The organism is Inconstantimicrobium porci, from assembly GCF_009696465.1.
Lineage (GTDB): Bacteria > Bacillota > Clostridia > Clostridiales > Clostridiaceae > Inconstantimicrobium > Inconstantimicrobium porci.
In genome coordinates, this window is record NZ_VULX01000030.1 from 1 (window position 1) to 20,146 (window position 20,146).

Sequence of the window (20,146 nt, forward strand, 5' to 3'; positions counted from 1 at the left end):
AACTTATATCTGGTTATGATGTGTTTTTGGGTTACACCCCTTCCCATTCCGAACAGGATGGTTAAGCCAATTACAGCTGATGGTACTGCATGGGAGACCGTGTGGGAGAGTAAGTGGTAGCCAGGTTCTCTTTTTATAAAGAGAAAATAATGTTCCGCGATAGCTCAATGGTGGAGCACTCGGCTGTTAACCGATAGGTTGGAGGTTCGAGTCCTCTTCGCGGAGCCATTTTTTTGTCTAAATTTTTATAGAAAGCTGATTTAAGGATTTTTAATTAGAAATCTTTAAATCAGCTTTTTTTTGATGATATGAATATAAAAGATTTATTTGGAAAACATAAGTGCATAAGGACTAATGGGAGACATATTAAGAGTTAAGAAAAAATATAAATATAAAAGGCGCATGTTGCAGCGCGGAATTATTAACAATTAAGGAGGGCAAAGCTTATTGAAAGCAGGTAACATTATAAAAGATATGAAGTCTTTGTAAGTTTTCTTAAGCGGAATAATATGTCTGAATATAAGATGGATATAAAAGGTATTATAGGACTGAGTGATTATAGCAGCATTAATGACTATATTGGCCTTGTTGATTATGATGAAAAGTTTACTATAACTTTAGATAATTTAGCTACAGAAAGTCTTGAAATAATAGAATCAATGCTTCGAGATAATGATTTCTATATAACACATAAGGGTATAGATACAGAGGGAAAGTATTGTATAAACGCACAAAAATGTAGTATTAATAATAAGATGACAATGTAAAATTCTCGCAAAGTATAATATAATGCAGTTTGTTACAATTGCATTATATTATATTTTGAGGAGCACTTTTATGAAAAATTATGTTATAGATATATATTTTGAGAGAATTAAGATTAATCTTTCAAGAATTTTAATTTTATGTCTCCATTAAAAGAAAGATTTAATATTCCTGTATATCTTGATAATTATGCAAATGCTGTTGCTATAGGAGAATTTATGTTTGGAGCAGGAAAGGGAGATGCTGTTATTAAAGCAGGACAAGTTATATTTATGATTTTGTTATAAAGGCGTATTCTGATAATTGTTAGAGTATGCCTTTATCTTCTTGTAATAGACAATTATTTCTTTTTCTTTTATCGTATAAAAATAGATGTTGACTATAAAAACTTATAGTGATAGTATAAAAAATAAAGTTAGATATCTAATTATTTTATGGAGGAACTATGGACGAAGAAAAAGTTGAACAATTAGATGATTTGTTTAATAAATTAATAAAACAGAGATTCTATAAAGAATTTGCGGCTTATGATCAACTTGGAATACATCCTGGACAATCTCAGATGATAAGATTATTGCATAATTATCCTGGAAAGAGTCAGAAGTGGATAGCAGATCATATTTGTATAAAGCCTGCAACTATGACTATAATTATTAAAAAACTAGAAAAAGCAGAGATTGTACAGCGGATTTCCGATGAGAGAGATAAGAGAGTTTTGAGAGTGAATCTTACAGAAAAAGGACAAGAACTTTTTTTAAAATTGGACAAAATAAAAAGGAAGTTACAAGAAGAATGTTTTAGAAATTTTAATGATGAGGAAATAGATGTCTTTTATAACTTACTTATTAAGATGGAGAAAAATGTTTCTAACTATTCGGATGAAGCTGTAAGAAGATTTATGGAGCATAATGGAAAGTATGATTAATACTGAATGACTAGAAATGGAGGAATATGTAATGAAAAAAATAGCCAAGTATCTTAAAAAATACAGTCTGCAGATATTTTTTGTGTTAGCATTTGCATTTGGGCAAACAATGGCAGATCTCAATCTTCCTAATATAATGTCTGATATAGTCGATGTCGGAATCATTAATGGAGATACTAATTACATTTTAAAAAGAGGAGGAATTATGCTGCTGGTAGCGTTAGCAGGAGGGGCTTGTTCTGTAATACTTGGTCTTTTAGCAGCAAAGATTGCGGTTGGAGTATCAAGAGATTTAAGATATGATGTATTTTCACATGTTGAGGAATTTTCATTAAGTGAATTTAATGAGTTAGGTACTTCTTCATTAATAACAAGAAGTACTAATGATATTAATCAGATACAGCAGGTGCTTGTGATGCTGCTTCGTATGGCTGTTGCAGCTCCAATAATGTTTATAGGAGCGCTTATAATGGCAATATCAAAAGATGCTCCGTTATCAATTATTTTTGCAGTTGCGATACCAATGGTGCTTATAATTCTTGGTGTTGTTTCTAAGTTCTCAATACCATTGTTTAAGAGCATGCAGGTAAAGATAGATAAGATTAATAGAGTTGTAAGAGAAGGTCTTATGGGAATCAGAGTAGTTCGTGCGTTTAATCGTACAGAATACGAAGAAAGCAGATTTAATGATGCTAGTAAGGACCTTACTGATACAGCTATAAAGGTAAATAAGATCATGGCATTTATGATGCCGATAATGATGCTTTTATTTAATATCATGTCTGTTGCACTTATATGGTTTGGTGCGAAGAGAATAGATATTGGAGAAATGGCTGTTGGAGACTTAATGGCATTTATTCAGTATTCAATGCAGGTAATGATGTCAGTAATAATGGTTGCAATGATATTCATTATGGTGCCACGTGCTGAAGCTTCTGCAGACAGAATCGTAGAAGTACTTGAAACAGAACCTGTAATAGAAGATAAGAAGGATACAGTAAAAGCAGAAACAGAAAAAGGACATCTTCAGTTTAAGAATGTTGAATTCAGATATCCTGGTGCTGAACAGCCTGTATTAAGCAATATCAACTTTGAAGCGAGACCTGGCGAAACTACTGCTATCATCGGTAGTACAGGATCAGGAAAGTCTGCACTTATAAATCTTATTCCAAGATTTTATGATGTAGAATCAGGAGAGATCCTTGTTGATGGAGTTAATATCAAGGATATGGCTCAGCATGATCTTAGAAACAAGATTGGTATTGTTCCTCAGAAGGCTAATCTTTTCTCAGGTACAATAGCTGATAATATCAGATATGGAAAACTTGATGCGACTCAGGAAGAAATAGAGCATGCTGCTGAGATCGCACAGGCAAGTGGATTTATATCAGAAATGAAGGAAGGATATGAATCAGAAATAGATCAAGGTGGTAATAATGTTTCAGGCGGTCAGAAACAACGTCTTTCTATTGCAAGAGCACTTGTAAGAAAACCTGAAATTTATATTTTTGATGATAGTTTTTCTGCTCTTGATTTTAAGACTGATGCAAAACTTAGAAGTGCTCTTAAAGATGAAACAAAAGATGCAACAGTTATTATAGTTGCTCAGAGAGTTTCAACAGTAATGGATGCTGATAGAATCATAGTCCTTGATGAAGGTAAGATATGTGGAATTGGCAAGCATAAAGAGCTTCTTGAAAACTGTAAGGTTTATAAAGAAATAGTATTATCACAACTTTCAGAGGAGGAGATAGCATGAGTGCATCCAAGAAAGGTCCAATGGGCGGTGGACACCATGGCCCAATGGCAGGAATAAGAGCTACACAAAAAGCCAAAGATTTTAATGGAAGTCTTAAAAGATTATTAAAATATTTATCACCATATAAACTAAGATTAATAATAGTATTTTTAACTGCTATATTAAGTACAGTATTTTCAATATATAGCCCTAAGGTATTAGGAAAAGCTACTACTAGATTGTTCCAGGGGGTAGTAATGAAGAAAATGAATATACCGGGAGCATTTATTGACCTTGAATATATAGCACAGATTGCAGTAATATTACTTGTTTTATATGTAGTTAGCTCACTGTTCAATTATTTACAGCAGTATCTTATGGCAGAGGTTTCACAGAAAACTGTGTATGATATGCGTAGGGAAGCTGAAAACAAACTTGGCAGAATGCCACTTAAGTATTTTGATGCACATTCACATGGAGATGTATTAAGTAGATTTACTAATGATATGGATAATATCAGTTCAACTCTACAGCAGAGTTTAACTCAGCTTATAACATCAATAGTTACTATAGTCGGAATATTAATCATGATGCTTACAATAAGTCCTTTAATGACACTTATAGCATTAGTAGTACTTCCAGTGTCTATGTTTGTTATTAAGCCTATTTTAAAGAAGGCACAGGGATTCTTCATTGGACAGCAGATAAAGCTTGGACAACTAAATGGACATATTGAAGAAATGTATACTGGACATAATGTTGTTAAAGCATTTGGACATGAAGAAAAATCGATCAAAGAATTTAAGGTAATAAATGAGCAGTTATATGAAGTTGGCTGGAAGGCACAGTTTATTTCAGGTCTTATGATGCCAGTCATGATGTTCATCAATAATATTGCTTATGTAACAGTATGTGTTGTCGGGGGATTCCTTGCAACAAAGAAGAAGCTTGAAGTTGGAGATATCCAGGCATTTATTCAGTACATGAGATCATTCTCACAGCCGATTAACCAGACAGCTAATATAGCTAACATCATTCAATCAACAGTTGCATCTGCAGAACGTGTTTTTGAAATACTAGATGAAAAAGAAGAAATACCAGACAGCAAAGATGCTGTTGTAATGACAGACTGTGAAGGAAATGTACAGTTTGATCATGTTAAGTTTGGCTATACTGAAAACAACACATTAATTCATGACATGAATATTGATGTTAAGAAGGGGCACACAATAGCTATAGTTGGACCTACAGGAGCAGGAAAGACAACTCTTATCAACCTTTTAATGAGATTTTATGAAGTTGATGATGGAAGAATTCTTATTGATGGAATTGATATAAGGGAGATGACAAGAGAAAGCCTAAGAAATACTTTTGGAATGGTTCTTCAAGACACTTGGTCATTCAAGGGAACTATTAAGGAAAACATTGCTTACGGCAGAATGGGTGCAACAGATGAAGAAATCATTGAAGCAGCAAAGGCAGCTCATGCTGACCACTTTATAAGAACTCTTGAACATGGATATGATACAGAACTTAATGAAGAAGCTTCAAACATATCTCAGGGACAGAAGCAGCTTCTTACTATAGCAAGAGCTATACTTGCAGATCCTAAGATTCTTATACTTGATGAAGCAACAAGTAGTGTTGATACAAGAACTGAAGTTGCAATTCAGAAGGCTATGGATAAGCTTATGCATGGCAGAACAAGCTTCGTAATTGCACACAGACTTTCAACTATTAAGGATGCAGATCTTATCCTTGTTATGAATCATGGTAATGTAATAGAGCAGGGAACTCATAAAGAACTACTTGCTCAGAAAGGCTTCTATGCAGACTTATATAACAGCCAGTTTGCAGGAAAAGCTATATAACATTATAAATCATTTTAATACAAAGACTATCGTTTCTGATACGATAGTCTTTGTATTATAACGAACAATCTTATTTAAAGTAATTTAGGTAGTGTTTTTGTTAAAACTACATCATTTAAAACTTTCAATTTGATTTTTTGTTCTAATGTTAAGTCATTGTATAAGTCTCGTATACATAGAAACCTGCTTCTAGATCTGTAATATGGGTGATTAGCGGGACATATAGGAAGTTCAGGACAGCATGCACATCTATAATTGTCAATTATAGACTGGTCTAAGTATTGACAGTAAAGAGAGTTATTAAATATGTTTATTGAACCGTTGTCATCCAGTTTTGCAAAATAGTCATTTGCATTTGCGGCTGCAATACACGATGATATATTTAATTCTGAATCAATGCATAATGAATTTTTCGTTAAGGAAGATATAAAGCTTGGCACAGTATCTAAATATGAATATCTGTACCCAAGATTTATACATTTTATATACATTTTATATAAGAATAATTCTGGTGAAAAAGTTAAACTGTTTAAAAAATGCAGTTTTATCTTGTCCCTATTTTGATAATGTATTAACTGTAGAAGCTTATGGACATTTAAAACAATATCATCATAGAGTTTTATAATAAGCTTTATTTTTATATCTTTTTTAATTTTGAATAATAAATTTATATTCTCAGCAACACTGAAAGTTATATCTTCATTGAAAGTGGAAAGATATATTTCTACACTATCAATACTTAACCTATCAAGTATCGTCTCTAAGTTATCAGGAAAAACATTGTTAATTAATAGTGATGATGAATAAATACAATTATTTTCCCTGCAAATAGTATAAAGTCTATCAGTGAGAATCTTAAGAATCTTGAAGTCTGTGTATTTCTTTGTATAGAGCCATGATAACTGAAACTTTTTATATGATACTGATGATTTTTGTACAATTTTACTGATTTTATTGGTTAAGTCAAGCCAGAAGGTAAGACTGTTAGAATTATTTTTGTTGTTAAAAAATGTTATGTTAAACTTCGAATTATCGTTGTAAGCTTTGAATTTTTCGATACAATCTGCAATTTCATCTTCATTGTCATCAATAAGAAATTTATTGCTTACGCATTTATCATAAAAGATATTCTTTTTTTTGGAAAATGTATCTAGAAAAATAGAAGAAGATAAAACAGATGTCAAATCTTTCAGTTCCGCATCTCTAAATAAAAAATATTTTTCTGTTAACGTATTAAAGATTACATAGTATTCTGAATCCAATTTTATGATTGAATTAAACTTGGAATTTTTCAAAAGATGCACCTCCTAGTAAGAAAATTACAAAAATATCTAAAATATGACTTTGTTCTTATATTAACACTTTGGGATAATATTGTAAACCATGTTTCCTACATGTGAGAAAATGGGTGTATTTTGCAATTAGAAATATATGGAAAAATAATACAGATAGGAATATAATATTAGTACAGGTTATAATAACTAAAAAATAATATTGACACTTATTTTGATTATTTATTTAAAGGGATAATAAACTTTTTATTTTGTAATTTTTGTGATTGAAAAAAGGGGATGGTAGTTGTGGAAGAAAAGAAGAAGGATAAAGTTTTGCAGATAAGGCTTAGTGAACTTGAAAAACAAGTGATAAAGGAAAAGGCGGAGATTCTTGGGTATACAATTACAGATTATATTAAATATTGTTGCATTTTTTCGAACACTACTAAAATATTTATGGAAAACATGACAAATAAGGATGCTTTTAATAACATGAATTTAAGTTCTGTTAATGAGAATTAAGCAAATATATCAATTAAATCAAAAGAAAATAAATAAAAAAATGTTGCAATTTGTTGAGAATAATGTCATACTATATTAGAACAATAAATTAGTAATAGACTTTTGATTGAACATTCCTTTTTAATTTTAGTAATGACTCAATTCAAGGTGGATTATTATTAAATAAGGAGGAAATGTTACAATGGAAGATAAGAAGATAATATGCAAAGATTGCGGAAGCGAGTTCGTTTTCACAGTTGGAGAACAGGAATTTTACAAAGAAAAGGGATTCGAAAACGATCCAGTTAGATGCTTAGCTTGTAGAAGAGCTAGAAAACAACAAAACAACAGATAATTTAACAATTAGTTTAAGACATAAGGGAGCAGTCTAAATGTTATTTAGACCGCTTTTTTTAATGCAACTATAAGGTTCGAGTTGAGAACTTAGATATATAATTTAAAATAGAGAGTCTTATTATGATTATCTCCTTTAGAGGATTACGGTGTCCATGTGATGAGCTAAGACTTTTATTTTTAATTATATATTGAAAATAAAATTATATAACTTATTTTATTATGGACAATATAAAGTTATAGGATAAAGTAGTCAAAGGAAGGTAAAACAATGGAAGAAAACAAAAAGTTTTGTGATTTAGGATTAAGTAAAAATGTATTAAAAGCTATAGATGATATGGGTTTTGAAGAACCATCAAAAATACAGGAGCAAGTAATACCAGTATTATTAAGTGGAGTTGATTGTATCGGTCAGGCTCAGACAGGAACTGGTAAGACACTTGCTTTTGGAGCACCAGTTATTAGCGAAATAGAAAAGGGTGGAAGCCATGTTAAGTGTATAGTACTTGCACCTACAAGAGAACTTGCTGTTCAGGTAAATGATGAACTTGTAAGAATTGCCAAGTATGAAAAGATAAGAATACTTCCTATATATGGAGGACAGCCAATTGACAGACAGATAAAGACATTAAAGAGAGGTGTCGATATAGTTGTTGGAACTCCAGGAAGAGTTATAGACCTTATTAATAGAAGAGTTCTTGATTTAAGTGCTATTGAATTCTTAATCTTAGATGAAGCAGACGAAATGCTTAACATGGGATTCATCGATGATATAGAAGAAATTTTAAAGCATGCTAATGAAGATAGACAGACTTTATTCTTCTCAGCTACAATGCCGCCAGCAATAAGAAAGCTTGCTTCAAAGTACTTAAAGGAAAACAGTAAACAGGTAACTGTTGAAAGAAAGAGTATTACAGTTTCAACTGTAAAACAATATTACTATGAAGTAAAGAAGAAGGACAGATTTGAAACTTTATGTAGAGTTCTTGATGTGGATGAGCCAACAGCAGCTATCATTTTCTGTAAGACTAAGAGAGGTGTTGATGAAGTTGTTGAATCAATGCAGTCTAGAGGATACAGTGTTGAAGGTATGCACGGAGATATGACTCAGAGCCACAGAATGAACACATTAAGAAAGTTCAAAGAAGGAAATCTTGATTATCTTGTAGCTACAGATGTTGCTGCAAGAGGAATCGACGTTGAAACTGTTACTCACGTTATCAACTATGATCTTCCTCAGGATTCAGAAAGTTACGTTCATAGAATAGGTAGAACAGGAAGAGCAGGCAGAGAAGGTGTTGCGTACACATTAGTTACTGCTAGAGAGTACATGGCTCTTAAGCAGATAGAAAGAACTACAAAGTGTAAGGTTAAGAGAAAAGAAATACCTACAATAGATGATATATTTGAAGCAAAATATAAGAACATGATTGAGAGAGTTAATGAAGCTCTTGCCGGTGAAGATTACAAGAAGTTTGTTCCTATGGTACAGGAATTAGATGAAGAATATAACATGGTTGATGTTGCAGCTGCATTAATGTCAATTATCTACAACAAGGAAATATCATTTGACTATGTTGAAGATTCTATTGCTGTTAATGAAGATAAGGAAAGCTTCGGAAGAGGTAGAAGAGACAGAGGTAGTAGAAACAGAGGCAAATACAACGATGAAGGCAAAGTAAGATTATTCTTATCAATTGGAAAGATGGATAAAGTTAATCCAAAACAGATTCTTATTTATTTAAATGAAGCTAAGGTAAACAAGAACGATATTGGAAACATTGATTTATATGATAAATTCAGTTTCGTAGATGTTGAACCAACAGTTGTAGATGGAATACTTAAGAAATGTTATGGTAAGAAAATCAACGGAAGAAAAGTAAGAGTAGAAGTAGCAAATAGAAAATAATAAATCAGCAGCAGATTCAATATTGAATCTGCTGCTTTTTTGTATCATAGATAACAATGTTTATGATATATTTAATTAGAGTATAATGTATAAAGTATAATTTATAATTTCGGATTGAACTCCTTAATGGAGTTTCAGTCAAGACGTAAGCGAACAGCCAAATCAAAGATTTGGAATGCCTGCTTGGTCAAGACGTAAGCGAACAGCCAAATCAAAGATTTGGAATGCCTGCTTGGTCAAGACGTAAGCGAACATACCAAATCAAAGATTTGGAATGCCTGCTTAAACAGAGGACAAATTCCTCTTTAAAACTCTTTAAATTAATAATCCAGAGGGTTGGAGGTGAAACCTCCATTAAAATTAAGAAATCAATTTATTGATTTCATCCTGAATTATACATTATAAAATATAAATTATACATTATCTAAATGCAGTCTGTTTTATCAAAATATAAATAAGAGTACATATGATAAAAAATAGTATATTTTTAGAAATTGGAGGATGATTTTGTGAAATTATTTGTATCAGATTTAGACGGAACTTTACTTAACAGCAATGCAAAGGTTTCAGATAATACCAAAAAAATTCTTAATGATCTTATAGGTAGTAAAGGTTTAAAATTTACCGTTGCAACAGCAAGAACTCCAGCAACAGCTGTGCCTATTCTTGAAGGTATAGATATTAATATACCTACTGTCATGATGAATGGAGTACTTTTGTATAATTTAAAGGAAAAAAAGTATCTAGATATTAAGAGCATAGATAACACTATAGTTAAAAAAATCTGTGGTATTTTTAAGCAAGCTAAAAAGGATTATTTTGCATATGGAATAAAGGATAATAAGCTTGTTGTTTACTATAGAAATATGAATCGTTATGAAGAAAAGTATTATGAGGAAAGATGTGGAAGTCCTCTTAAAACATTTATACATGTGGAAGATTATGATACAGATATGGTTGGTGCAGAAATCATTAATTTTGTTGTCCTAGATACATATGACAACCTTAAGGGCATAGAAGAAAAGCTACAGAAGATTGAGGAAGTTACAGTAAATCTTTATGAGGATCTTTATGGAGACGGCAACTTCTTCATGGATGTTTATAATTCAAATGCATCTAAAGCAAATGCTATAAAAAGTATTTCTGAAAGATATCTTGATGGCGAAAAAATAATAGCTTTTGGTGATAACATTAATGACATACCAATGTTTGAAGAAGCAGATGAATGCTATGCAGTAGAAAATGCAGCAGACAGACTTAAAAAAATAGCTACAGGAATAATCGGAAACCATAATGATGATGCTGTAGCACAATATCTGAGAGAAACATTTAAGTAAGAAGAAGTTTCATTATATAATTTAGAATTTAGGATGTAGAATTTTAAATTGCTCTGAAGTACTTATCATAAGCAAATAAGTTGCAGATTTAATAAAAAGTGCAGAGTTTAATATTTGATCATATATGTAATAATATGGTTATAAAAAGATGGTCACTATGCTATAATTAATGTATTATTTGTTGTTTCTAAGGAGTGGTAGTAATATGGCAAAGGATACTTTGATTAATTTAAGAAATCAAGTAATGTATTGTATTTATGTTAGAAATTATGGCCCTAATGGTACATTTAAAGATGTAGAAAATGATTTGAACAGAATAAAAGACCTTGGAACAGACATAATATGGTTTATGCCTATTCATCCAATTGGAGTTGAAGGTAAAAAAGGAAGTCTTGGATGTCCATATTCAATAAAAGATTACAGGGAAATTAATCCAGAGTACGGAACTATGAAGGATTTTAAAGAACTTGTAGATAAAATACATGATGCAGGAATGAAGTGCATAATTGATGTGGTATACAATCATACATCAAAGGATTCCAGACTTTTAACAGAATATCCTGAATATTTCTATAGAAAACAAGATGGAACTCTTGGGGGAAAAGTTGGAGACTGGACAGACGTTATTGATCTTGACTATGAAAATCGTAACTTATGGAAGTATCAGATAGATACTTTAAAAATGTGGGCTGGAATAGTTGATGGATTTAGATGTGATGTTGCACCTTTGGTACCTATAGATTTTTGGATTAAAGCAAGGGCTGAGGTTAAAAAGGTAAATAGTAATTGTATATGGCTTGCAGAAACTCTTGACTTTGGGTTTATTAAATATTTAAGGAGCAAAGGGATTGACTGTGCATCTGACGGAGAAGCATATCAGGCATTTGATATATGCTATGAATATGATATCTGGGATAGTTTTAATAAGTATTTAAAAGGTGAGTGTACTTTATCACATTATGTTGACAGGCTTAATATGCAGGAGTCAATATATCCTCAGAATTATGTGAAGCTTCGTTACCTTGAAAATCATGACCAGCCTAGAGCTAAAAAGATCATACCTGATACTCAGGATTTAAGAAACTGGCTAGCATTTACTTACTTCCAGAAGGGAACAACATTGATTTATGCGGGACAGGAAGCACAGAATACTAATTGCCCAAGTCTTTTTGAGATAGATAAGGTTGACTGGGCGGGTATCGATGAAAATTTCACATCACTTATGAAGAAATTATATAATGTAAAGAAAATTTCACTTGTCAAAGATGGTGACTACAAGCTAGTACCCTTTAATGAACTTGATACTGTTGCAGGTTATTATGAGAGAAATAATTCAAAGCTTGTCGGTATATTCAGCTTAAAAGGAAAACATGGACTTATTAACATTGAATTAAAGGATGGAGTATATACTAATATACTTGATAATAAAACAATTGAAGTTAAGAACGGCTGTATTACTTTAGAGGATGAGCCCGTTATTATAAATATCAATAATTAATGAATTAATACTAAGGAGGGAAAACTTTGTTTAAGAAAGTTATAGGACTTATTGGTGGTTTTCTTGCGCTTATGTTTGTTGTTACCCTATGTCAGCTTAAGGCAGAAACACAGATTACAGCAAAGGAACTGGAAAACAAGGTCATAGTGTACACAACATATGATAAGGAAATGACAGATATAGTCAAATCAGAGTTTGAAAAATCAACTTCTATTAATGTGGAAATTAAGAAGTTTGCAAATGACACAGAAATGGTTAATGAAATAAAGGATAAGAAGGACACAGTTCCAGATGTTATTTTAGGTGTTTCAACAAATACTTGCGAAGAACTTAAAAAAGATAATCTTCTTGAGGCAAACAAACCTAGCTGGTATTCTGATGTTAATGATAATCAGAAGGATAAGGAAGGATATTGGTACAGTCTATTTGCTTCACCAATAGTTATGTTCTATAATACAGCAGTTATAAAAGGAGAGATGGTGCCTCAAAATTTGATGGCATTAAGTGATAAGAAATATGCAAATCTTGTAGTTATGCCAAAGGTAGAAAGCAATGATTTTAAATATTTTCTTAATACAATAATAGCTCCTTATGTGAAGGACAATAAAGTTGATGATGGTTTTAAGGCTTTAGCAGCTCTAAAATTTAATATTAAAGAGTACAAGGAGCCAGGAAATCAGGTAATTGATGCTGTTGCTAAGAAAGAAGGAGCAGTTGGTTTTGCAGATCTAGTCAAAGTTAATGAAGCAATCAAGAAGGGCAGCACACTTGCTGTAGTTTATGGAACTGAAAAGTATCCTGTCATAACTGAAGGTATTGCTATCATGAAAAACGGTAGCAACAGTAATGCAGCTAAGCTGTTTGAAGAATTTGCTGCTGGTCCTAAAATGCAGTATAAGATAGCAAATAAGTTCAAGTTTAATCCTACAAACAAGAAAGCACTTGAGTTATGTGGAGGAGAAGTAAGCGAACTTAAGGATAGAACTTACAAGATAGATATGAATGAATATAATTCTAATATTAATTCATGGATTGATAAGTGGAATGCAATTGTTAAGGAAGAAGCTCCTGTTGATAAAAAGCATAATAATGCAAATGTGGCAGGTACAGCTGTTAATAATAATGCTGCTGTTCAGACAAATGGTAATAATGCTGCACAGAATAGTGAAAAGAAGCCAGCGGAGAATGCAGCACCAGAACAGCATAATGCTCCTGCAGCCAATACTACAGCTGCACCAAAGGATGATAATCAGCAGAAAACTGTACCTGCTAAAAGTGCAGGAAATAATGCATCTAAAAAAAATAATGGTGGTGCAGGTGCACTAACACCAACACCTGCAGATCATAAAAATAAGTAAATTGTAAATTGCATTTATTTGTGATAAAATGTATAAAATTACATTTTAAACATATAAAGGAAATTAAATAAAGGGGGCTTATTTATGGCAATTTATGATCCTGCCACAGGCAGAAAAATATTTGTCGTGGATACTACTCTGCGAGATGGGGAGCAAACAGCAGGTGTAGTATTTGCAAATGCAGAAAAGATTACTATAGCAGAAATGCTTAGTGACCTTGGAGTAGATCAATTAGAGGTAGGAATTCCTACAATGGGTGGAGATGAAAAGGATGCTATAAAAACTATAGTAAAAAGAAATCTTAAACCTAGCATAATGGCTTGGAATAGAGCAGTAATTTCAGATATACAACAGTCAATAGATTGTGGGGTTGATGCTGTTGCAATATCTACTTCTGTTTCAGACATACACATTCAGCATAAACTTAAAAAATCAAGAGAATGGGTTCTTGAAACAATGGCAAAGGCAGTAGAATACGCAAAAAAACAGGGAATGTATGTCTCTGTTAATGGAGAAGATTCTTCAAGAGCTGATATTAATTTTCTTGTAGATTTTATAGAGGTAGCTAAACAAGCTGGAGCAGACAGATTTAGATTCTGTGATACCGTAGGGGTTATGTCTCCATTTAAGATAAGAGACAATATTGAATATCTGTACAAAAAAACAAAGTTTGATATAGAAATGCATACTCATAATGATTTTGGAATGGCAACTGCTAACGCTGTTGCAGGTGTACTTGGAGGAGCAAATCATGTAGGAGTTACAGTTAATGGCCTTGGAGAGAGAGCAGGTAATGCTGCGCTTGAAGAGGTCTTAATGGCATTTAAGCATGTATATAATTATGATATAAATTCAGATACGCTTATGTTTAGAGACGTTTCAGAATATGTTTCAAAGGCTTCAGGAAGAGTGCTTCCAACTTGGAAATCAATAGTTGGTGATAATATGTTTGCACATGAATCTGGAATACATGCAGATGGAGCATTAAAAGATCCTCATAATTATGAAAGCTTTTCGCCAGATGAAGTCGGTCTTCAGAGACAGATTGTGATAGGCAAGCATTCAGGAAGGGCAGCTATAGTTTATAAGTTCCATGAATATGGAATAACTCTTTCAGATGATGAAGCAAAAGCAATACTTGAAGAAGTAAGGTCTCTTTCAGTAAGGCTTAAGAGAAGTTTGTTTGATAAAGAGTTAGTTAAGATATATCAACATATTAAAGAAAAATAATACTTGGGGGAAAGATAATGGGAGAAAATATAGCTTATAAGATTTTAAGAAAACACCTCGTAGAAGGAGAACTTAAAGCTGGACAACCTATAGCAATTAAGATTGACCAGACTTTGACTCAGGATTCAACTGGAACAATGGCTTATCTTCAACTGGAAGCCATGAATATAAAAAAGGTTAAGACTAAGAGAAGCGTAGCTTTTGTTGACCATAATATGCTTCAACAAGGGTTTGAGAATGCAGATGACCATAAATTTATCCAGACTGTTGCTGAGAAACATGGAATCTTGTTCTCAAAGCCAGGAAATGGAATATGTCACCAGGTATTTCTTGAGAGGTTTTCATGTCCAGGAGATACGTTAATTGGTTCAGACAGCCACACTCCTACAGCAGGTGGAGTAGGTATGCTTGCCATTGGAGCAGGCGGACTTGATGTTGCTGTAGCCATGGCAGGAGGAGCATATCATATAAATGCACCTAAGGTCTGCAGAGTTAACTTGCACGGCAAGCTTCAGAGAATGGTAGCTGCTAAAGATATTATCCTCGAAGTTTTAAGACAAGTTACTGTTAAAGGTGGAGTTGGTAGAATATTCGAATATGCTGGAGAAGGTGTAAAAACTCTTTCTGTACCTCAGAGAGGAACAATCACTAACATGGGTGCAGAACTTGGAGCTACAACTTCGATTTTCCCTTCAGATGAAAGAACTTTTGAATATATGAAGGCTCAGGGCAGAGAAGCTGAGTGGCAGGAACTTAAAGCAGATGATGATGCTTTCTACGATGAAGAAATTACTATTGATTTAGGAAAACTTAAACCATTAGCAGCAAAACCTGATTCTCCTGATAATGTTGAAGAGGTTGAAAGTATAGGTAAAATTAAAGTTGATCAGGTAGCCATAGGAAGCTGTACAAATTCTTCTTATGAAGATCTTATGAGAGTCGCTAAGATTCTTAAGGGACATAAAGTAAACAAGAATGTGAGCCTTGTAATCGCGCCAGGATCAAGACAGGTTATGGAGATGATTGCAAGAAACGGTGCTTTAGGAGATATAATTTCTTCAGGAGCAAGAGTTCTTGAAAATGCCTGCGGACCATGCATAGGAATGGGACAGGCCCCAGGAACTAATGGTATTTCTCTAAGAACTTTCAATAGAAACTTTTATGGACGTTCTGGAACTTTATCAGCAAAAATTTATCTTGTAAGTCCTGAAACTGCTGCTGTAAGTGCAATTAACGGATATCTTACAGATCCAAGAGAATTCGAGGAAGATATAACTGTTGAACTGCCAGAGAAGTTTATCATAGATGACAGCATGATTTTAAAGCCTGCAGAAGACGGCGATAAAGTTGAAATCGTAAGAGGACCTAATATAAAGGAATTCCCTATAAATAGTGCTCTTAAGAATACTTTGACTGGAAAGACACTTATAAAGGTTGAAGACAATATTACAACAGACCACATAATGCCTTCAAACTCTAAGCTTCTTCCATTTAGGTCAAATATACCTCATCTTTCAAAGTACTGTTTTAGTACAATTGATAGTGAGTTCTCTAAGAATGCTAAGAAGTTCAATGGAGGATTTATTGTTGCAGGAAGTAACTATGGGCAAGGTTCCTCAAGAGAGCATGCGGCACTTGCACCATTATATCTTGGAGTTAAGGGCGTAATTGCAAAATCATTTGCGAGAATTCACAAGGCTAACCTGATAAATAACGGTATAGTACCTATGACCTTTGAAAATGAAGCCGATTATGATATTATAGATAAATTTGATGATTTAGAGATAGACAATGTTTTAGACGGTATTGAAAATGGCATACTTGTAGTTAAAAACGTATCTAAAGATAAAACTTTTACAGTTAAACTTGATTTGGCTGAAAGAGATAAAGCAATATTAAGAGCTGGCGGAACTTTGAATTACGCAAAAGAAAGCAGATAGGTGGGGATTTTAACATGAGTATAGTAACATTAATACCTGGAGATGGAATAGGTCCTGAAGTGACTTCAGCAATGAGAAAAGTTGTTGAAGCAGCAGGTGCTGATATTCAGTGGGAAGTAGCTGAAGCTGGAGCTGCTCAGATGGATAAATACGGAACACCACTTCCTCAGCATGTAATAGATTCAATAAAAAAGAATAAGGTTGCAATTAAGGGACCTGTAACTACTCCAGTAGGTAAAGGCTTCAGAAGTATAAATGTTCAGCTTAGACAGAGTCTTGATTTATATGTAAACTTAAGACCTGTTAAAAGTTTTAAAGGACTTAAGTCAAGATATGAAGATGTTGATCTTGTAATAGTCAGAGAAAACACAGAAGATTTGTATGCAGGAATTGAACATAAAATTGGTGATTATGGTGCAGAAAGCATAAAACTTATTACTAAGCCTGCCTGCAAGAGAATCGTTGAGTTTGCTTTTGATTATGCTAAGAAGAACAATAGAAAGAAAGTAACAGCAGTACACAAAGCAAATATCATGAAGCTTTCAGATGGATTATTCTTAAATACTGCCAGAGAAGTAGCAGAAGAGAACAAGAACGTAGAGTTTGATGATCTTATAGTTGATGCTGCAGCTATGAACCTTGTATTAAATCCTGAAAAATATGATGTTATGGTTATGCCTAATCTTTATGGCGATATATTATCAGACTTATGCTCAGGTCTTGTAGGAGGCCTTGGAATAATTCCAGGAGCTAATATAGGTAAAGACTATGCAGTATTTGAAGCTGTTCACGGTAGCGCTCCTCAGATATCAGGACAGAACATTGCTAACCCAACAGCAGAAATACAAAGTGCAGTGATGATGCTTAAGTATCTTGGACAGACAGAATGTGCAGAGAAAATAGAAAATGCTCTTGCAAAAGTGTTTGAAGAGGGAATTGTTCTTACTCAGGATCTTGGAGGCACAGCTACTACAACAGAATTTACAGACAAGGTTATTTCTGAGATTAAGTAATAATATGAAAAATAAATATAGAATCTAAAGATTAACGTAAAGAATCCGTGCGTAGCACGGATTCTTTTTTATACATAAGTTTAAAAGTTTTGTAAGGTTAGTTAATGATGTTCAGTTATATATTATAGAAGGATGAGAAAGGAGTCATATATTAAAACTTACAAGCAGTAATATAGACGTGAGGGTGTCAAGAGGCAGAAAAAAATTAAGAGAACTGTTCGGTTCTATATAAAGATGGAGGTAAGAAAATGAAAGATAATGATAAAGATATTTATGAAATGTTTAATGATATAGAATTTGATGAAAAGTACATGTCAGAAGTTCCTCTTGATGATATATCAAAGCAGCGAATTAAGAAAAAAAGTTTACGATTGTATATAATGGATATGAGCATAAGATAGATCTTATTAAGGCTGAGTCTTTAGATGATTTTGATGAAATTGGTGGAAATGCAACAAATAATAATTTGCTGGTAGGTTCTACTAAATATTATTTTGATAACAAGACATATCTATCATTCTGGACAGATATGGATGTAAAGAAAAATAAGTATGCAAATACAATTTTAACTTTTAATGATGAAGATATAAAGGTTATTGGGAAAAATAGTAAAGTGAAATATGAAGTCAAGCCTTCAGAAAACAATGGACAGGGAAGGAAGTTTTATATAGATAAAATAGTACATGAGCCTTTAGAAATCGAAGTTTCAAAAGTTACGATTGATTATGGTTTTATAGACGGAACAGAGATGACTTTGAATATTCCAAAGCAGGGAGAATCAATAGAAGTAAATAAAGTAATAAATATAGATGAGATCCACGAAAAGCTTTATGTTAAGTCAATTAATAGAACAAAAGAAGATATTGAGGTTCATATAGATCCTATTAAGTATAAAAGAGATGATTCATTAATACAAATTGTATGTCCTTCTGAATCTGGTGGATGTACTGGTTCAGACGGGAAAAGTGACATAATTAGTATAAAAAGCAATGAAGATATACCTGCATCTGAAAGGATAAGCGGTAAGTACAAATTTAAAATAGGGCATGTAGTGCTTTCTAAGACAGGACCTTGGAAATTTGAAACTAAGTAAAAAGAAGATACCTCTAAACTGTTCGGTTTTAGAGGTATTTTCTTTTATTAAAAGTTTTATAGGAGTTTTATCCTTAATTATGAAATATGCGTTATGCACTATAAATTAATCAGAATCCCTTCTTTTTAGCCTCAATGCCACTTTCGTTCATTCCTGGTTGTTCAACTGTATTTACGAATTGATTTTTACTTGCCTGATTTTGAGTTTTAGTACTATTTCTTAAATATTCTTTTTTTCAAAGTCTCTTTTATTATTATTCTGCATAGTATTCACTCCTTAAAAGTTTACTTATCTTTAGTATGTATTAGTGGATTTAAAATATTCATTGTGAGATTGACAGTTTGATACTATAAATATATAATTTTTGTAAATATTACAATTTGTTTTTTGAAAATGTGAAACATATTTCATATAAAACTGAGGTGATTAAAATGGCAACATGGCTTGTACACCTAAGGGTCGCAGAGAAAATTTTAGAACAGCATAAAGAATTAGATAAAGAAAAATTTATATTAGGGAATATAGCACCAGACAGTGGGATGGCAGTAGAAAATGGATATGTTCCTAATAAGATAATATCTCATTTCTGGGTTGATGAAGTAGCAGATAGAAAACCGCATCCAGAACTGTTTTATGACAAGTATCTTTTAAATAAACAATATGATAATGAGACATATTCATTTTATATAGGATATTATACTCATCTGCTTACTGATAAACACTGGAAAGAAGACATAGTTAATGAAAAAATAAAAAAATATCAGCATGAGTTTGATAGTAGAAATGAGATGTGGAAAGGATTTAAGAAAGATTGGTATGAACTTGATTTCTTATATATGAAACAGCATTCATGTTTCAAAGCATGGGAAGTTTATAAAAGGATAACTGATCTTAAGAATATATATGTAGAGGAATTTCCAAGACAAGCATTTGCAATAAAACATACTGAAATTCTTGAGTTTTATTCACAAAAGGTGGACAACCTAGATAGACAGTATAAGTATTTAACAAAAGAAGAAATGAACAGGTTTGTGGATAAAGCTGTGGATAAGTTGTTGATAGAAATAAAAACCAATATACGTGTTATTAAATAAAATGGAGGTAAGGGTATGGATATAGCACCAGATTATAGAGGAAAGGGAATTGCCAGTAAGGTTCTTGAAAAAGTATGTGATGATGCAAAAAACGAAGGATATTTATATGTTGAAGCATATCCGTTTATTGATGAAAAATATCCATATCAGTTTCATGGACCAGCTAAGATGTATAAAAATCGTGGATTTCAGTTGTTCGATAAGAAATCTTGGTTTTTGATTATGCAAAAAAAGCTATAGCGTGAA

General features: G+C 32.5%; 18 protein-coding genes, 1 tRNA gene, 1 rRNA gene and 1 pseudogene. 20 read left to right on the plus strand and 1 reads right to left on the minus strand.

Going from position 1 to position 20,146, the window contains the following annotated elements; all coding sequences use genetic code 11:
• Positions 1 to 8: 8 nt before the first annotated feature.
• From rrf to FYJ33_RS13790, 7 genes and pseudogenes are all read left to right on the plus strand, one after another.
• A 5S ribosomal RNA gene (rrf, locus tag FYJ33_RS13760) occupies positions 9 to 126 on the plus strand.
• A 27-nt stretch (positions 127 to 153) separates the two neighbouring features.
• A tRNA-Asn gene (locus tag FYJ33_RS13765) sits at positions 154 to 228 on the plus strand.
• A 281-nt stretch (positions 229 to 509) separates the two neighbouring features.
• Entirely contained in the window at positions 510 to 767 is a 258-nt protein-coding gene (locus tag FYJ33_RS13770; RefSeq protein ID WP_154532289.1) for a hypothetical protein, read from the plus strand.
• 120 nt (positions 768 to 887) lie between these two features.
• A pseudogene (locus FYJ33_RS13775) lies at positions 888 to 1,004 on the plus strand (ROK family protein); the annotation flags it as partial.
• Between the two features lie 206 nt (positions 1,005 to 1,210).
• A complete protein-coding gene (locus FYJ33_RS13780; protein WP_154532291.1) occupies positions 1,211 to 1,690 on the plus strand; it encodes a MarR family winged helix-turn-helix transcriptional regulator in 480 nt (159 codons plus the stop codon).
• Between the two features lie 31 nt (positions 1,691 to 1,721).
• The gene (locus FYJ33_RS13785; RefSeq protein WP_154532292.1) at positions 1,722 to 3,449 is read left to right on the plus strand and encodes an ABC transporter ATP-binding protein; all 1,728 of its coding nucleotides are present in this window, start codon (positions 1,722 to 1,724) and stop codon (positions 3,447 to 3,449) included.
• Entirely contained in the window at positions 3,446 to 5,299 is a 1,854-nt protein-coding gene (locus tag FYJ33_RS13790) for an ABC transporter ATP-binding protein (protein WP_154532293.1), read from the plus strand. Before FYJ33_RS13785 ends, FYJ33_RS13790 begins: the two co-directional genes overlap by 4 nt.
• 74 nt (positions 5,300 to 5,373) lie before the next feature.
• Here FYJ33_RS13790 and FYJ33_RS13795 read toward each other — a convergent pair whose 3' ends face one another.
• Positions 5,374 to 6,594, minus strand: coding sequence for a hypothetical protein (locus tag FYJ33_RS13795; protein WP_154532294.1), 1,221 nt, complete (start codon positions 6,592 to 6,594; stop codon positions 5,374 to 5,376).
• Positions 6,595 to 6,879: 285 nt separating this feature from the next.
• On the opposite strand from FYJ33_RS13795, the gene FYJ33_RS13800 reads away from it, so the two are divergent.
• The 13 genes from FYJ33_RS13800 to FYJ33_RS13860 all read left to right on the plus strand — a co-directional run bounded on the left by FYJ33_RS13800 (position 6,880) and on the right by FYJ33_RS13860 (position 20,140).
• Entirely contained in the window at positions 6,880 to 7,095 is a 216-nt protein-coding gene (locus FYJ33_RS13800; RefSeq protein ID WP_154532295.1) for a plasmid mobilization protein, read from the plus strand.
• 181 nt (positions 7,096 to 7,276) lie between these two features.
• Complete coding sequence (locus tag FYJ33_RS13805; RefSeq protein ID WP_154532296.1) at positions 7,277 to 7,429, plus strand: zinc-ribbon domain-containing protein; 153 nt, start codon at positions 7,277 to 7,279, stop codon at positions 7,427 to 7,429.
• Between the two features lie 270 nt (positions 7,430 to 7,699).
• Positions 7,700 to 9,337: a DEAD/DEAH box helicase gene (locus tag FYJ33_RS13810; RefSeq protein WP_154532297.1), complete on the plus strand. Its 1,638-nt coding sequence runs from the start codon at positions 7,700 to 7,702 to the stop codon at positions 9,335 to 9,337.
• A gap of 509 nt (positions 9,338 to 9,846) precedes the next feature.
• Entirely contained in the window at positions 9,847 to 10,674 is an 828-nt protein-coding gene (locus FYJ33_RS13815; RefSeq protein ID WP_328598710.1) for an HAD family hydrolase, read from the plus strand.
• Between the two features lie 205 nt (positions 10,675 to 10,879).
• Entirely contained in the window at positions 10,880 to 12,172 is a 1,293-nt protein-coding gene (locus FYJ33_RS13820) for an alpha-amylase family glycosyl hydrolase (protein ID WP_154532299.1), read from the plus strand.
• Positions 12,173 to 12,198: 26 nt separating this feature from the next.
• Complete coding sequence (locus tag FYJ33_RS13825) at positions 12,199 to 13,530, plus strand: ABC transporter substrate-binding protein (RefSeq protein WP_154532300.1); 1,332 nt, start codon at positions 12,199 to 12,201, stop codon at positions 13,528 to 13,530.
• Between the two features lie 84 nt (positions 13,531 to 13,614).
• Positions 13,615 to 14,760 (plus strand): homocitrate synthase, encoded by a 1,146-nt coding sequence (gene nifV, locus FYJ33_RS13830; protein WP_154532301.1) that lies wholly within the window; start codon positions 13,615 to 13,617, stop codon positions 14,758 to 14,760.
• 17 nt (positions 14,761 to 14,777) lie between these two features.
• Positions 14,778 to 16,700, plus strand: a complete 1,923-nt coding sequence (locus FYJ33_RS13835) for an aconitate hydratase (RefSeq protein ID WP_154532302.1) — start codon at positions 14,778 to 14,780, stop codon at positions 16,698 to 16,700.
• 14 nt (positions 16,701 to 16,714) lie between these two features.
• Positions 16,715 to 17,713, plus strand: coding sequence for an isocitrate dehydrogenase (NAD(+)) (locus FYJ33_RS13840; RefSeq protein WP_154532303.1), 999 nt, complete (start codon positions 16,715 to 16,717; stop codon positions 17,711 to 17,713).
• Between the two features lie 248 nt (positions 17,714 to 17,961).
• Positions 17,962 to 18,114 carry a hypothetical protein gene (locus tag FYJ33_RS13845; RefSeq protein ID WP_154532304.1) on the plus strand — a complete coding sequence of 51 codons (153 nt, stop codon included), beginning with the start codon at positions 17,962 to 17,964 and terminating at the stop codon, positions 18,112 to 18,114.
• Positions 18,115 to 18,179: 65 nt separating this feature from the next.
• Entirely contained in the window at positions 18,180 to 18,806 is a 627-nt protein-coding gene (locus tag FYJ33_RS13850) for a hypothetical protein (RefSeq protein WP_154532305.1), read from the plus strand.
• A gap of 431 nt (positions 18,807 to 19,237) precedes the next feature.
• The gene (locus tag FYJ33_RS13855) at positions 19,238 to 19,900 is read left to right on the plus strand and encodes a zinc dependent phospholipase C family protein (protein ID WP_154532306.1); all 663 of its coding nucleotides are present in this window, start codon (positions 19,238 to 19,240) and stop codon (positions 19,898 to 19,900) included.
• Between the two features lie 15 nt (positions 19,901 to 19,915).
• On the plus strand, positions 19,916 to 20,140 hold the full coding sequence (locus FYJ33_RS13860; RefSeq protein ID WP_154532307.1) for a GNAT family N-acetyltransferase: 225 nt from the start codon (positions 19,916 to 19,918) through the stop codon (positions 20,138 to 20,140).
• Positions 20,141 to 20,146: the final 6 nt, after the last annotated feature.